Consider the following 14,535-nt stretch of genomic DNA (forward strand, 5'->3'; position numbering starts at 1 on the left):
GGCGCAAGCCGGGTTTTTCCTCTGCCGGAGCCAACATTATGCGCATCGAGCTGTTGATTGCTCAGACTATTTTGCAAGGGTTCGATGCACAGTATGGCCGGTTTCTGGAGGTGACTTCAGAAGCTCAGCAACGTTTCGAACGTGCCAACTGGCCGGCGGTGCAGGCGGCCATGAAACAGCGAATTCATCTTTACGACCACCATGTCGGATTGGTTGTCTCTCAGCTCAAATGCATCACGGGTCAGCACTTTTACGATGCTGCATTTCTGGTCCGCATAAAAAACTGTTACGCCGGATTATTGCCTGACTATCCCCGGGCAGAAATCGCCGAAAGTTTCTTTAATTCAGTCTATTGCCGGATTTTCAAACACCGTGAACTCACTGCAGATAAACTTTTTATTTTTAGCGAACAGCCAGTCCACCGGCCACAGAACTGCGCCCGGCCACTCGCCCGGCAATATTCTGTGAAAGGAAATCTGGTCGCCACATTGAGCCGGGTTCTCCACGATCTGCCGATGCGCTTAGCATGGGAGAATGCGCCTCGTGATATTGATTACATCAGTACAGCGTTGCAGCAGAGATTTCCCGGTGATGCGATATCAGAGGCGGTAATTGAGATCGCCACTGAAGTTTTCTACCGCAATAAGGCGGCGTGGATTATTGGAAAAATCAGGCTGGGTCAGCAGGTTTTCCCGCTGTTATTACCGGTACATCAGAGCCATCAGCGCGAATTGTTTGTAGATGCGTGTCTGACTGAGGGGAATGACGCCAGCATCGTTTTCGGCTTCGCGCGTTCCTATTTTATGGTTTACGCCCCGCAACCGGGCGCGCTGGTGGAATGGTTACGGGAGATATTACCGGCCAAAACGACGGCTGAACTTTACAGCGCGATTGGCTGCCAGAAGCATGCGAAAACCGAATGTTATCGTGAGCATTTACACTTTATGGCACAAACCGACGAGTCTTTTATTATTGCGCCGGGCGTCAAAGGTATGGTCATGCTGGTCTTTACCTTGCCGGGAAGTGACCGCGTTTTCAAAGTCATTAAAGACCGTTTCGCCCCGCAAAAGGAGGTGACCGAAGCGCAGGTTATGGCCTGCTACCAGCTGGTCAAAGAGCACGACCGCGTAGGGCGGATGGCCGATACCCAGGAGTTTGAGCATTTTGTTCTGGCTAAGAAAAATATAAGCCCGGAGTTAATGGCAGAGCTACAGCGTGAAGTCCCGGCGAAGATTGAAGATCTGGGCGACAGTATTGCCCTGAAGCATTTGTATATCGAACGGCGTATGACGCCGCTGAATTTATATCTGGAACAGGCGGATGATCAGCAACTGCATGACGTTATTGAAGAATACGGTAACGCGATTAAACAACTTGCAGCAGCGAATATCTTTCCCGGCGATATGTTGTTTAAAAACTTTGGCGTAACCCGTCATGGTCGTGTCGTATTTTATGATTACGACGAAATCTGTTACATGACGGAAGTGAATTTCCGCGATATTCCTGCTGCGCGTTACCCTGAGGATGAACTGGCCAGCGAGCCCTGGTACAGCATTGCACCGGGGGATGTTTTTCCTGAAGAATTTCGCCATTTCCTGTGCAGCGACAAGCGTGTCCGGCAGTTCTTTGAAGCGGCACACAATGACCTGTTTTCTGCCGCTTACTGGCGCGGTTTGCAAACACGGATCCGCGAAGGGCACGTCGAGGACGTCTTCGCATATCGCCGCAGCCAGCGTTTCAGCCGCCGTTAAGTCTTATGCTCCCGCCATCCGTGCGGGAGCTGCTCCTCAATTAATGTTTCCCGCCGCCATAAGCCTGCGTAATTTCTTTTGCTGCATGGATCACCAGCGCGCCCAGTTCTGTCACGCGATCGTCTGTTATCCGTGAAACCGGGCCTGAAATGGAAATCGCGGCGTAAGCATCGTTATGCTCATCGTAAATGCAGGTCGCCACGCAACGCAGGCCTAGCGCATGTTCTTCATCATCAAAGGCATAACCGCGTTTACGCGTATCGGCCAGCTCCTGTTTCAGGTTTGCCGGAGACGTCTTGGTCAGCGGTGTGTAGCTGTGCAAACCAATTTTGTGCAGAAGCTTCGCCAGGCGCTCTTCCGGCAGGGTGGAAAGAAATGCCTTACCCGCGCCGGAAGCGTGCATCGGCAGTTTTCCGCCAATCGGCGCCGACATCCGCATCAGCGCATTGCACTGCACCTGATCGATGATGATCGCCTGATAATCACTGTGATCCAGTACGGCCAGATTGACGGTTTCACCCGATTCTTCCATCAGACGACGCAGCATCGGGTGCACCATCGCGAGCAAATTACGGCTTTGCAGAAAACTGCTGCCGACCACGAACGCATGCGAGCCGATGGTCCACAGACCCAAATCGCCGACCTGCCGGACAAACCCCTGTTGCTGCATCGTGGTCAGCAAACGGTGAGTGGTGGAATTCGGTAAACCTGCCTGCTGAGCCAGATCCGTCAGCGCAACACTGCCCTGAGCTTCAGCGATATATTCCAGCAACTTAAGGCCACGCGTGAGGGACTGAACCTGTCCGGTGGCGGCGCTGCCTGTTGTCGCAGCGGCTTTTGTTTTCTTAGCACGCTTGGCCGGAGTCAATGCGGACGTTGCCATAAGCCTGTTCCTTGTAAGATGCGCCAAACGCTGGCGAAGAAAAGTCATTTTTGGAATTGGTTTTCGTTTTTACAGTATGGATCGCAACCTGCCTTTGCGCTCATCCGATGTGTTGCACAGCATTTGCGGGATGCCTTCCTGAATTGAAAAAGTCTCATGTCACCGCGGCCTTTTGCCTTCTGAAGGTATGCTAGGATGTTGACCATAATTTCCGGCGTATGAATGAACAATTTGCCGGGTGTGCGTGGTGGGTGATGAGGTGAAAGTGACTAATCGGGTTGAAGCGCTACATAAGCAAATGGCACAGCGCATTTTGGTGCTGGACGGCGGCATGGGAACCATGATCCAGAGCTACCGTCTTGAAGAAGAAGATTATCGCGGCGAGCGCTTTGCTGACTGGGAAAGCGATCTTAAAGGTAATAACGATCTTCTGGTCCTGAGCAACCCCGAAGTGATCATCGAGATCCATAACGGTTATCTTGCCGCTGGCGCAGATATTCTCGAAACCAACACCTTTAACTCCACGACCATCGCGATGGCTGACTACCACATGGAGTCGCTTTCCGCGGAAATTAACTATGAAGCGGCTCGTCTGGCGCGGATCTGCGCCGATGAATGGACCGCACGCACGCCGGATAAACCGCGTTATGTGGCCGGTGTTTTAGGCCCGACCAACCGCACGGCTTCGATCTCTCCGGATGTTAACGATCCTGCTTTCCGTAATGTCTCTTTCGACCAACTGGTCGAAGCGTACCGCGAATCCACTCGGGCGCTGATTAAGGGCGGTGCCGATCTGATCATGATCGAAACCGTTTTCGACACACTCAACGCCAAAGCCGCGACGTTTGCGGTGGAAACCGAATTTGAAGCGCTGGGTATCGTACTACCGGTAATGGTTTCCGGCACGATCACCGACGCCTCTGGCCGTACGTTGTCAGGCCAGACAACCGAAGCGTTTTATAACTCGCTGCGTCACGTTAAGCCGCTCACATTCGGCCTGAACTGCGCACTGGGGCCGGACGAATTACGCCAGTATGTCGCCGAATTATCGCGTATTGCTGAATGTTATGTCACCGCGCACCCGAATGCGGGCTTACCGAACGCCTTTGGTGAGTACGATCTTGAAGCCAAAGAAATGGCGGAGCACATCGGCGAATGGGCGCGCTCGGGCTTCCTCAATATCGTCGGCGGCTGCTGTGGTACCACGCCGGCGCACATTGCAGCGATGGTGAAAGCGGTTGAAGGTGTGCCCCCGCGTCAGCTGCCGGTTATTCCCGTTGCCTGCCGTCTGGCGGGGCTGGAGCCGCTGACTATCGATGCACAAACCCTCTTTGTGAACGTGGGTGAGCGCACCAACGTCACCGGTTCTGCGCGTTTCAAACGCCTGATTAAAGAAGAAAAATATGCCGAAGCGCTGGCAGTGGCACGTCAGCAGGTGGAAAGCGGCGCGCAGATTATCGACATCAACATGGATGAAGGGATGCTCGACGCTGAAGCGGCGATGGTGCGCTTCCTGAATCTGATTGCCGGTGAACCGGATATTGCCCGCGTGCCGATCATGATTGACTCCTCCAAGTGGGATGTCATCGAAAAAGGCCTGAAATGCATCCAGGGCAAAGGCATTGTTAACTCCATCTCGATGAAAGAAGGGGAAGAAGCTTTCCTTCACCATGCCCGGATTGTGCGGCGCTACGGCGCGGCCGTGGTGGTGATGGCTTTTGATGAAACCGGACAGGCAGATACTCGTGCCCGTAAAATCGAAATCTGCCGCCGCGCCTATAAACTACTGACAGAAAAAGTCGGCTTCCCGCCGGAAGATATTATCTTTGACCCGAATATCTTCGCGGTCGCCACGGGGATTGATGAGCACAATAACTACGCCGTCGACTTCATCGAGGCCTGTGCAGATATCAAAGCAGAATTGCCGCATGCGATGATCTCGGGCGGCGTTTCCAACGTTTCCTTCTCCTTCCGCGGCAATGAGCCGGTGCGCGAAGCCATCCACGCCGTATTCCTGTATCACGCGATCCGCAACGGCATGGATATGGGCATTGTTAATGCCGGTCAGCTGGCTATTTACGATGACTTACCGGCTGAACTGCGCGATGCCGTTGAAGATGTGATTCTGAACCGCCGTGAAGACGGCACAGAACGCCTGCTGGAGCTGGCGGAAAAATACCGTGGAAGCAAAGACGACGGCGAAGCCAACAAACAGCAGGCCGAATGGCGTGGCTGGGATGTTAAAAAACGCCTCGAATATTCCCTGATCAAAGGCATTACCGAATTCATCGAGCTGGACACCGAAGAGTGCCGCCAGCAGGCCGCGCGCCCGATTGAAGTGATTGAAGGGCCGCTGATGGATGGTATGAACGTCGTCGGGGACCTTTTCGGTGCCGGCAAAATGTTCCTGCCGCAAGTGGTGAAATCCGCGCGTGTAATGAAGCAGGCGGTGGCTTATCTCGAACCTTACATCGAAGCCAGCAAGGAGAAAGGCCAGACAAACGGCAAAATCCTGCTCGCGACGGTGAAAGGTGATGTTCATGACATCGGCAAAAATATCGTGGGTGTGGTGCTGCAATGTAATAACTACGAGATTATCGATCTCGGGGTTATGGTGCCGACCGACAAAATATTGAAAACGGCCATCGAAGAAAACGTCGATATCATCGGCCTTTCCGGCCTCATCACGCCGTCGCTGGACGAAATGGTCAACGTGGCAAAAGAGATGGAGCGCCGCGGGTTTACGATGCCGCTGCTTATCGGTGGTGCCACTACATCTAAGGCGCATACCGCGGTTAAAATCGAGCAGAACTACAGCGGCGCGACGTGTTACGTACAAAACGCCTCGCGTTCTGTCGGCGTAGTTTCGGCTCTGTTATCCGCTGAACAGCGTGACGCTTTTATCGGGCGAACCCGCAAAGAATACGAAACTGTGCGGATCCAGCATGGCCGTAAAAAGCCCCGGACACCACCGGTCAGCCTTGAAGTGGCGCGCGACAACGCCACGACGATTGACTGGGAAAATTATACGCCGCCGGTCGTGCATCGTCTGGGTATCCAGAAAGTGGAAGCCAGCATCGAAACGCTGCGTAATTACATCGACTGGACGCCATTCTTCATGACCTGGTCGCTGGCAGGCAAATACCCGCGAATTCTGGAAGATGAAGTCGTTGGCGAAGAAGCCAAACGCCTGTTCAAGGATGCTAACGATCTGCTCGATAAGCTTTCCGCTGAAAAATTACTGAATCCGCGCGGCGTAGTCGGCTTATTCCCGGCGAACCGCAAAGGCGACGATATCGAAATTTACAGCGACGAACGTCGTGAAGAAGTGCTGGTGGTCAGCCACCATTTGCGTCAGCAAACTGAAAAAACGGACTTCGCAAACTATTGCCTGGCCGATTTTGTTGCGCCGAAATCCAGCGGCAAAAAAGATTACATGGGCGCATTTGCCGTGACTGGCGGGCTGGAGGAGGACGCGCTGGCCGAGGCGTACGACAGGCAGCACGACGATTACAACAAAATCATGATCAAAGCGCTGGCAGACCGTCTGGCAGAAGCCTTTGCAGAATACCTGCATGAAAAAGTGCGTAAGGTTTACTGGGGTTTTGCCGCCAACGAGAACCTGAGCAACGAAGAACTTATTCGTGAAAATTATCAGGGGATCCGCCCGGCACCGGGTTATCCGGCGTGTCCTGAACACACTGAAAAAGGGCAAATCTGGAAACTGCTGGATGTTGAGGCTAACACCGGTATGCAACTGACCGAATCCTTTGCAATGTGGCCGGGCGCGGCTGTCTCGGGCTGGTATTTCAGCCATCCCGACAGCAAATATTTCGCCGTCGCACAAATCCAGCGTGATCAGGTCGAGGATTACGCAACTCGTAAGAATATGCCCGTCGCCGAAGTCGAGCGCTGGCTGGCGCCTAACTTAGGTTACGACGCCGACTAATTTCCCCGTCATGCTTTCAGCTGACTCTGCGCTGGCGGCTCTCATCAATCCCGACCACTGACTTCATCAGGTGGCCGGGATTTATTTCAATTCACTTCCACATCAATATGCAGCGCGTCATAACGCCAGTATTCCAAATCGCAGTCGATGACCCGGTCGTTTTGGTCCCGGTTGGTGCGCGTGATAAATAACGCCGGGCTGCCGGAGGCGACTTTCAGCGCGTGCGACGCTTCTTTTGTCAGCAGCGTCGGCACCATATCAAACCGTACGCGCCCGTAATGAATATCGTAACGCGATGCATACAGATCGGTCAGGGAAGACGTTAAATCTGCATCAAGAATGTCACTGAAATACAACGGGTTGAGGTAATGCTCGACATAAAGTACCGGACGTTTATCGATATAGCGTAACCGGCGGATGCAGATCACATTACTGGCGGAGGGCAGCAATAATTTCTGGCAAACAGTATCGCTGGCGATGCAGTGTCTGGCGTCGATGACCTCCGTCTGAGCGCTGCGCCCCTGATCTTTTGCCATTGCGTGAAAATGGCTGCGCTGCAACGGGTTATAAATAATGCGCGGTGGCGAAACAAACCAGCCCCGGCGCACTTCACGATAAATCAGCCCCTGCGCTTCCAGATGGCCTAACGCTTCACGCAGCGTAATGCGGGTCGTGGAAAACTGTTCACTCAACGCGCGCTCAGAAGGCAGCCTTCCCTCGGCAGAAAATGCCCCGGCCGCAATACTTTCGCTCAATGCCTTGCAGATAACGGAAAGGGTGGTCTGCGATTCATTCATCGGTCAGCAAGCCTCATTTCAGTGCGTTTTTGCACCAATCCGACTCCGCATTGCATAAATTATGTGCGCTTGTTAACAGCGATAAGCTTAAAACTGCTGCTTTTTCACGCTGACATATAATTATCACAATTGATCGTTAGATTGGCTTGGTTCTTGCTGGACTAGACCAGCATTTCACACACACTATCATCTGGAGCATCCGTTATGAAACAGTTGTTCGCTTCTGTGTTAACCAGCGCGCTTGTCCTCTCCGCATCATCGGCTTTTGCCGCTGAACCTCCTGCTGAACTCCTGAAAGCGGCACAAGCCGAAGGCACGGTAAACAGCGTCGGTATGCCTGATGACTGGGCTAACTGGAAAGATACCTGGAATGATTTGAGCACCAAATACGGCCTGAAACACAGTGATACCGATATGAGTTCTGCGCAGGAAATCGCGAAATTCCTCGCTGAAAAAGACAATGCCAGTGCGGATATTGGTGATGTGGGTGCTGCATTCGGCCCTGTGGCGGTTCAAAAAGGCGTCACACAGCCTTATAAACCGACCACCTGGGATCAGGTGCCAGACTGGGCCAAAGACAAAGACGGGATGTGGGCACTCGCTTACACCGGAACCATCGCGTTCATTATTGATAAGTCTCAGGTCAAAGATGCGCCACATAGCTGGGCTGATTTGCTGAAGGGCAAATACAAAGTCACCATCGGTGATGTCAGCACCGCTGCGCAGGCAGCAAACGGTGTTCTGGCCGCAACATACGCCATGGGCGGTAATGAGCAGAACCTGAAACCGGGTTTGGAATACTTCGGGAAGCTGGCGAAAGCAGGGCGTCTGAGCCTGACTAACCCGGTTATCGCTTCTCTGGAAAAAGGTGAAGTGCAGGTTGGCGTGGTCTGGGACTTCAACGGTCTGAACTATCGTGACAAAATCGACAAAACCCGCTTCGACGTGGTTATCCCTTCTGACGGTTCTATCACCTCGGGTTACACCACCATTATCAACAAATTCGGCAAACACCCGAACGCCGCCAAACTGGCGCGTGAATACATCTTCTCCGATGCCGGTCAGATCAACCTGGCGCGTGGCTATGCCCGTCCTATCCGTGCTGATCACATCACGCTGCCAGACGACGTGAAAGCCAAACTGCTGCCATCCAGTGAATACAAAAATGCTCACCCGATTGCGGATCCGGCGGCATGGGATAAGAGCGCTAAAACGCTGCCTCGCCTGTGGCAGGAAAACGTCATGATCAACATGCAGCAATAATTTCCTGAACTAAAAAATAGAAAAACCGGGCAGCGAAAGCATTGATTAATTACAACACCTGCAAGAAAGGCAAAAGTGTAATGAAGAGCATTCTGGTAGTACTCGACGGCCTCAATTATCAGGTCGCCCAAGACGCAATGGGATATTTACAGGCGCAATGTGCCGCAGGGCGCGGGCGTTTGTATCAACTGGAATGCGAACTGCCTTCGCTGTCCCGGCCGCTTTACGAATGCATTCTCACCGGCATCACGCCGGTAGAAAGCGGCATCGTTCATAACTACGTTGACCGTTTATCGACTCAACGCAGTATTTTTCATTATGCCCGCGACGCCGGTCTGACGACGGCTGCCGCGGCCTATCACTGGGTCAGCGAGCTGTATAACCGCACGCCGTTTGATCCGCCGCGCGACCGCCATACCAGCGATGAATCCCTGGCTATTCAGCACGGCCATTTTTATTACGATGATGCTTATCCTGATTCGCATTTATTCGACGATGCGGAAAGTCTGCGCCGTCGCCACGACCCGGATTTCCTGCTTATCCACCCGATGAACATTGATGATGCGGGCCACAAATTCGGGCTTTCGACGCCGCAATACCGCAACAAAGCGCGCACAGCGGATGGCATTCTTTCGCACTATTTGGGCGACTGGCTGGAAGCAGGTTATCAGGTGATTGTTACCGCTGACCACGGAATGAACGATGACCGCAGTCACGGCGGGATTTTGCCGGAGGAGCGTCAGGTGCCGCTATTTGTCTTCGGTAGTGCGTTCAGCCTGAAAGACGCCGAACCCCTGCAAACTGAGCTGTGCGGCACGGTTTGTCAGATCCTCAATATTGCCCACGATAAGCCACACTGCGCGGCATTACTGGCCTGAACTCCCTCACTTTTAAAGGATCCCCGATGAAAGGTAAGTGGATTGCGGCGCTGTTTATTTTGCCGTTTCTGGTGTTTTTCATCGCTTTCCAGCTGGCGCCGCTGGCCTGGATTGCGGTGAGCAGTTTTTACAGCGAAACCTATGAAGCCTGGGGGCTGGGTAATTACACCGACATTCTGACCTCTCCGTTTTATTTACAGGCCATGCGCTTCTCGCTGGATATCTCAATCTGGTCGAGTTTGTACGGTTTGATTATTGCGTTAGTGGGCAGTTACTCACTTCGCCAGCTAGGTCCGACAAAGCTTCATGATTTCGTCATGTCCTTTACTAACATGACCAGCAATTTTGCAGGCGTGCCGCTGGCGTTTGCCTTCGTCATCCTGCTCGGCCTGAACGGATGCCTGACGTTATTGCTGCGTAAATATGGCCTGATGGAACATTTCGACCTGTATTCGAAAGACGGACTGATTGTGCTCTACACCTATTTCCAGATCCCGCTTGGCGTTTTGCTGATGTATCCGGCTTTTGATGCGTTGCGTGAAGACTGGCGCGAATCGGCTGCATTGCTGGGCGCGGGGCGCTGGAGTTACTGGCGGCATATCGGTATCCCGGTTCTGTTCCCGGCGCTGCTGGGCACTTTCGTTATTTTGCTGGCCAATGCCCTCGGCGCTTACGCCACGGTGTACGCGCTGACCACCGGTAACTTCAACGTGGTGCCGGTTCGTATCGCCGCGCTGGTGTCGGGTGATATTTCCCTCGACCCGAATATGGGGAGCGCACTGGCGATGTTGCTGGTGGTACTGATGGCGTTTATCACGCTGATTCATCAGTGGTTATTGCGCAAAAGTTATCTCAGTCAGCGTAGCTGATTGCTGAAAAAGGAACGTGAGATGTCGCGATCTGAAGCGATTTACCACCGTGTGGTGATCTGGATTTTGTTGATTGTTTTGATGCTGCCGCTGCTGGCGACGCTGGTTTATGCGCTGGTGCTGGAATGGGGAGCCACGATTTTGCCGAGCGGTTTCACGCTCAAATGGCTGGTGGAGTTGTGGAGCGATCCGCGCTTCCTGATTGCGCTCTGGCACTCGCTGCTGGTCTGTTTCGGCACGCTTTTCCTGTCGCTGGTGCTGATCCTGCCGCTTATGTTTGTGATTGCTTACTATTTCCCTAAGCTCGATGCGCTGATGAATATTCTCATCCTGCTGCCGTTTGCCGTGCCGCCGGTCGTCTCATCTGTTGGCCTGATGCAGCTCTATTCTGGCGGGCCTCTCGCGCTGACCGGCACGCCGTGGATCCTGATCGGCTGTTACTTCACGATAGCGCTGCCGTTTATCTACCGCGCCATCTCCAACAACATGCAGGCGATAAACCTGCGTGACCTGATGGACGCCGCGCATCTGCTGGGCGCAAGCACCTGGAAAGCCGCGTTGCTGGTGGTGTTACCGAATTTACGCAAGGGCGGAACCATCGCCGTATTGCTGTCGTTTTCCTTCCTGATTGGGGAATTCGTTTTCGCCAACCTGCTGGCGGGCAGCCGTTACGAAACGGTTCAGGTTTATCTCTATAACATGCGCAATGGCAGCGGCCATTTCACCAGCGCACTGGTTATCTCCTATTTCATGGTCGTCCTGATTTTCACCTGGGTGGCAAACATGCTGAACAAAGGAAAGAGCTGATTATGTCGTATTTGCAGGTCACTCAACTTAACAAGTCTTACGGTCCGACTCAGATTTTCAACAACATCGATTTCTCCGCAAAAGAGGGGGAATTTGTGACGCTGCTGGGGCCAAGCGGCTGCGGGAAGTCTACGCTGCTGCGCTGTCTGGCCGGTCTGACATCCGTCGACAGTGGCAAAATTCTGATTCAGGGGCAGGACATCGTGCCCCTGCCACCGCAACAGCGCGGTATCGGCATGGTTTTTCAGAGCTATGCGCTTTTTCCTAATATGACGGTGGAAGCCAACGTCGCGTTCGGCCTGAAAATGCAGAAGATACCCGCTTCCGAAGTGCATCGCCGCGTGGGCGAAGTGCTCGAACTGGTGGAAATGAACGATTACGCCAAACGTTATCCGCATCAGCTTTCAGGCGGTCAGTGTCAGCGTGTGGCGCTGGCGCGTTCGCTGGTGACACAGCCGCGTTTGCTATTGCTCGATGAACCGTTGTCGGCGCTGGATGCCCGTATCCGCAAGCATTTGCGCGAACAAATCCGCCGGATCCAGCGCGAAATGAACCTCACCGCCATTTTCGTGACGCACGATCAGGAAGAAGCCCTGACTATGTCAGACCGGATTGTGCTGATGAACAAAGGACAAATCGTCCAAAATGCCGATGCCGAAACCCTGTATACTGAGCCGGTCGATGCTTTCGCCGCCGGTTTTATTGGCAGCTATAATTTGCTGAGTGCCGAACAGGCGCTGGCGCTGACAGGCGAGACGTACACTGGCCGTGTTGCCATTCGTCCGGAGTCCGTGACGATTTGCGCGGCTGAACAGGGCATTCCGGCTAAAATTCTCAGCCACAGCCTGCTGGGCAATGTCGTGCGGTATCGCGTTTTAGCGCACGGCGTCGAGCTTTCTGTGGATGTCTTAAACCGTTCTGTGGCCTCACTTCGCGCCGATGGCAGCGATATTGGTCTACAGTTAGATCTTGTTACGTTACGGGAAGTTGCATGAAACTGGCGCTGTTTGATCTCGATGAAACCCTGATTAGCGGCGACTGTTCCAGCTTGTGGTCAGCCTACATGGTGGCAAAAGGCTGGGTGGCTGATGAGCAGGCTTTCCTGCAACAAGATGCCGCACTGATGCAGCAATACGCGATCGGCAAGATGGATATGCAGGAGTACATGCGTTGTACTCTGGTGCCGCTGATTGATCGCCGTGAAAGTGACGTTGCGGCAATGGTCGCAAATTACATTCAGGATGTGATTGCCCCGCGTATTTATACGCAGGCGCGCGAGTGTCTGGCCGCTCATCGCGCTCAGGGCGACCGGACGGTGATTATTTCCGCGTCCGGCGAACATCTGGTAAGGCCGATTGCCCGTTTCCTCGGTGTTGATGAAACGCTGGCGATTGGTGTTGAAATACAAGACGGGCGCTTTACCGGCGCCACGCAGGGGACGATGACCTATCGCGAAGGCAAAGTTTCGCGGTTGCTGCATCTCATCAATCAGGACGAAACCCTGTTACAAGAAGCCAGTTTCTATTCGGATTCTCACAATGACCTGCCGTTACTGACCCGCGTGGGGCAGCCGGTGGCAGTGAATCCGGACACTATCCTGCTCCAGCACGCCCGGCAGGCAGGATGGCCGATTTATGCCTGGCGTTAATGGAGCTGTTTTTTCGTGTTAACCCTTCTGCATTTGTTGTCTGCTATATCGTTGTTAGTCTGGGGTACGCACATTGTGCGTACCGGCATCATGCGCGTTTTCGGCGCCAATCTGCGTCGCGTTCTGAGCAACAGTGTCGAGAAAAAACCGCTGGCGTTTGTGGCAGGTATTGGCGTTACCGCGCTGGTGCAAAGCAGTAACGCCACCGCCTTGCTGGTGACGTCGTTCGTTTCTCAGGGGCTGGTTGCGCTTGCGCCCGCGCTGGTGATTATTCTCGGCGCCGACGTCGGGACCGCCGTGATGGCGCGTATTCTGACCTTCGATCTCTCCTGGCTTTCTCCGCTGCTGATTTTCGTCGGCGTGGCCTTTTTTCTCAGCCGTAAACAAACCCGCGCCGGACAAATGGGCCGCGTCTGTATCGGGCTTGGCCTGATTTTACTGGCGCTGGAACTGATTGTGGCGGCGGCAACGCCAATCATGCAGGCGTCCGGCGTTAAAGTATTGTTCTCCTCGCTGACCGGCGACGTACTGCTCGATGCCCTGACCGGCGCGATTTTCGCCATTATCAGTTACTCCAGTCTGGCCGCCGTTTTGCTGACGGCAACCCTGGCCGCGACCGGGGTGATTTCTCTCAAAGTCTCGCTATGTCTGGTCATCGGGGCCAATCTGGGCAGCGGCCTGCTGGCGATGATCAATGCCAGCAAAATGAACGCCGCAGGGCGTCGCGTGGCGCTCGGCAGCACGCTGTTTAAGCTGATTGGCTGCGTTATCGTTCTGCCTTTCGTCGGGCCGCTTTCGACACAACTGGCGCGTCTGGGCATCCCGGACGAAGAGCTGGTGATCTATTTCCACATGTTCTACAACCTGATCCGCTGTCTGGCGATGGTGCCGCTGACGGCGCCGATGGCAAAAATTTGCCAGATGATGATTGCCGATGTGCCGGAGGACGATCCGCGTCTGCGTCCGCGCCATCTGGATGTCAGCGCGATTGATACGCCGACGCTGGCGCTGGCGAATGCGGCCCGTGAAACGCTGCGGATGGGCGATGTGGTGGAACACATGCTGATCCTCAACCGCGAAGTGATGCACGGGAAACTGGCGCAGGATCGCGAGGTTCGGCGTCTCGATGACGACGTGGATGTGCTGTATACCGCCATCAAACTTTATCTGGCGCAAATCAATAAAGAAGGGCTGGGCGAAGACGATTCACGCCGCTGGGCGGAAATCATCGAAATGGCACTGAACCTGGAACAGGCGGGCGATATTATCGAGCGAATGACCGGGGATATCACCGCGAAATCCCACGCCACGCGCCGGGCTTTCTCGCCGGAAGGTTTGGTGGAACTTGAAGCGCTCCATGAAAAATTACTGGATAACCTGCGTCTGAGTCTGGGCGTTTTCCTGTCGAACGACCTGACCAGCGCGCGCCGTTTACGTCGTTCAAAGCATCGTTTCCGCATTCTCGACCGCCGGTATGCGCACGCACACGTTGACCGTCTGCATCAGCATAACGTGCAAAGTATCGAAACCAGTTCGCTGCATCTCGGGTTGCTGGGCGATATGAAACGTCTTAACTCGTTGTTCTGCGCGGTGGCGTATAACGTGCTGGATCAGGACGAGCAGGAAGATGAACAGCGTGAAAATAACGATGATATGAAGCGGGTATGAGTTTCTGAATCGGGTACAAACA

At 53.9% G+C, this 14,535-nt stretch carries 11 protein-coding genes; 9 read left to right on the forward strand and 2 right to left on the reverse strand.

Annotated features, from left to right (window positions below):
* The first annotated feature begins 38 nt into the window (after window positions 1–38).
* On the forward strand, window positions 39–1,751 hold the full coding sequence (gene aceK / locus KWG64_RS09765; protein ID WP_218521793.1) for a bifunctional isocitrate dehydrogenase kinase/phosphatase: 1,713 nt from the start codon (window positions 39–41) through the stop codon (window positions 1,749–1,751).
* Window positions 1,752–1,791: 40 nt separating this feature from the next.
* Here aceK and iclR read toward each other — a convergent pair whose 3' ends face one another.
* Entirely contained in the window at window positions 1,792–2,634 is an 843-nt protein-coding gene (iclR, locus tag KWG64_RS09770; protein WP_195825290.1) for a glyoxylate bypass operon transcriptional repressor IclR, read from the reverse strand.
* A 265-nt stretch (window positions 2,635–2,899) separates the two neighbouring features.
* Here iclR and metH point away from each other — a divergent pair, with 265 nt between their 5' ends.
* Complete coding sequence (gene metH / locus KWG64_RS09775; RefSeq protein WP_370628638.1) at window positions 2,900–6,583, forward strand: methionine synthase; 3,684 nt, start codon at window positions 2,900–2,902, stop codon at window positions 6,581–6,583.
* Window positions 6,584–6,669: 86 nt separating this feature from the next.
* On the opposite strand, the gene KWG64_RS09780 is transcribed toward metH, so the two are convergent.
* Window positions 6,670–7,380, reverse strand: coding sequence for a UTRA domain-containing protein (locus KWG64_RS09780; RefSeq protein ID WP_218521795.1), 711 nt, complete (start codon window positions 7,378–7,380; stop codon window positions 6,670–6,672).
* A gap of 204 nt (window positions 7,381–7,584) precedes the next feature.
* On the opposite strand from KWG64_RS09780, the gene KWG64_RS09785 reads away from it, so the two are divergent.
* The 7 genes from KWG64_RS09785 (at window position 7,585) to KWG64_RS09815 (ending at window position 14,513) form a co-directional block, all read left to right on the forward strand.
* Window positions 7,585–8,643, forward strand: a complete 1,059-nt coding sequence (locus tag KWG64_RS09785) for an ABC transporter substrate-binding protein (RefSeq protein WP_195816340.1) — start codon at window positions 7,585–7,587, stop codon at window positions 8,641–8,643.
* A gap of 80 nt (window positions 8,644–8,723) precedes the next feature.
* Complete coding sequence (locus KWG64_RS09790; protein ID WP_218521796.1) at window positions 8,724–9,521, forward strand: alkaline phosphatase family protein; 798 nt, start codon at window positions 8,724–8,726, stop codon at window positions 9,519–9,521.
* 26 nt (window positions 9,522–9,547) lie between these two features.
* A complete protein-coding gene (locus KWG64_RS09795) occupies window positions 9,548–10,390 on the forward strand; it encodes an ABC transporter permease subunit (protein WP_104924160.1) in 843 nt (280 codons plus the stop codon).
* 21 nt (window positions 10,391–10,411) lie between these two features.
* The gene (locus KWG64_RS09800) at window positions 10,412–11,197 is read left to right on the forward strand and encodes an ABC transporter permease (RefSeq protein WP_195816337.1); all 786 of its coding nucleotides are present in this window, start codon (window positions 10,412–10,414) and stop codon (window positions 11,195–11,197) included.
* Window positions 11,198–11,199: 2 nt separating this feature from the next.
* Entirely contained in the window at window positions 11,200–12,192 is a 993-nt protein-coding gene (locus KWG64_RS09805; protein ID WP_218521797.1) for an ABC transporter ATP-binding protein, read from the forward strand.
* A complete protein-coding gene (locus KWG64_RS09810; protein WP_218521798.1) occupies window positions 12,189–12,845 on the forward strand; it encodes an HAD family phosphatase in 657 nt (218 codons plus the stop codon). The genes KWG64_RS09805 and KWG64_RS09810 overlap by 4 nt, the downstream gene beginning before the upstream one ends.
* Before the next feature lie 15 nt (window positions 12,846–12,860).
* Window positions 12,861–14,513: a Na/Pi cotransporter family protein gene (locus KWG64_RS09815; RefSeq protein WP_195825283.1), complete on the forward strand. Its 1,653-nt coding sequence runs from the start codon at window positions 12,861–12,863 to the stop codon at window positions 14,511–14,513.
* Window positions 14,514–14,535 lie beyond the last annotated feature (22 nt).

The sequence above is a fragment of the Rahnella sp. PD12R genome (genome assembly GCF_019200965.1).
In the GTDB taxonomy this organism is placed as follows: domain Bacteria; phylum Pseudomonadota; class Gammaproteobacteria; order Enterobacterales; family Enterobacteriaceae; genus Rahnella; species Rahnella laticis.

Bases quoted from the DNA above. Each gene is read 5' to 3' on its own strand.
- KWG64_RS09810 (WP_218521798.1), top strand. From the start codon at position 12,189: ATGAAACTGGCGCTGTTTGATCTCGATGAAACCCTGATTAGCGGCGAC.
- iclR (WP_195825290.1), bottom strand. From the start codon at position 2,634: ATGGCAACGTCCGCATTGACTCCGGCCAAGCGTGCTAAGAAAACAAAA.
- KWG64_RS09795 (WP_104924160.1), top strand. From the start codon at position 9,548: ATGAAAGGTAAGTGGATTGCGGCGCTGTTTATTTTGCCGTTTCTGGTG.
- KWG64_RS09780 (WP_218521795.1), bottom strand. From the start codon at position 7,380: ATGAATGAATCGCAGACCACCCTTTCCGTTATCTGCAAGGCATTGAGC.
- KWG64_RS09805 (WP_218521797.1), top strand. From the start codon at position 11,200: ATGTCGTATTTGCAGGTCACTCAACTTAACAAGTCTTACGGTCCGACT.
- KWG64_RS09785 (WP_195816340.1), top strand. From the start codon at position 7,585: ATGAAACAGTTGTTCGCTTCTGTGTTAACCAGCGCGCTTGTCCTCTCC.
- aceK (WP_218521793.1), top strand. From the start codon at position 39: ATGCGCATCGAGCTGTTGATTGCTCAGACTATTTTGCAAGGGTTCGAT.
- KWG64_RS09790 (WP_218521796.1), top strand. From the start codon at position 8,724: ATGAAGAGCATTCTGGTAGTACTCGACGGCCTCAATTATCAGGTCGCC.
- KWG64_RS09800 (WP_195816337.1), top strand. From the start codon at position 10,412: ATGTCGCGATCTGAAGCGATTTACCACCGTGTGGTGATCTGGATTTTG.